1 pseudogene is annotated in these 512 nt (G+C 61.3%); it reads left to right on the forward strand.

Going from position 1 to position 512, the window contains the following annotated elements:
• Nucleotides 1-512: pseudogene (locus AC1DJO_RS29875) on the forward strand (beta strand repeat-containing protein); the annotation flags it as partial.

Below are 512 nucleotides of genomic sequence, written 5' to 3' on the forward strand. Positions count from 1 at the left end.
GGCCAGCTCGGCAAGTTCACCGACGATCAGATGGGTGCTCTGACGGCAGCCCAGGTCGGTTCTCTCTCCGACGCGCAGATCACCGGTCTTTCGGCTGCTCAGATCGGCAAACTCAGCAACGCTGCAGTGGGCGGTCTGAAGGCATCGCAGATCAGCGGCATGAGCGACACGCAGCTCGAAGGTCTGAGCGTTGCTCAGGCTGGCGCACTGACGGCGGCCCAGGTCGGTGCTCTGAGTGCCGATGACATCAAGAAGTTCTCGGATGATGAAATCGCTGCCCTCAGCCCCAAGGCGATCCCCGGTCTGAGCAATGAGGTAATTGCGGCTCTCACCGAAAGCCAGGTTGGCAAGCTCAGCACGGATCAGCTCAAGCAGGTCACGACCAAGCAGATCACCGCCTTCACGTCTGGCCAGCTTGCCAAATTCACCGATGACCAGATCGGCGCATTGTCGGCTGCCCAGGTCGGCTCGCTCACCAACGACCAGATCGGTGGCCTGACCGCCGGTCAGAT

The sequence above is a fragment of the Rhizobium sp. 05N430 genome (assembly GCF_056396985.1).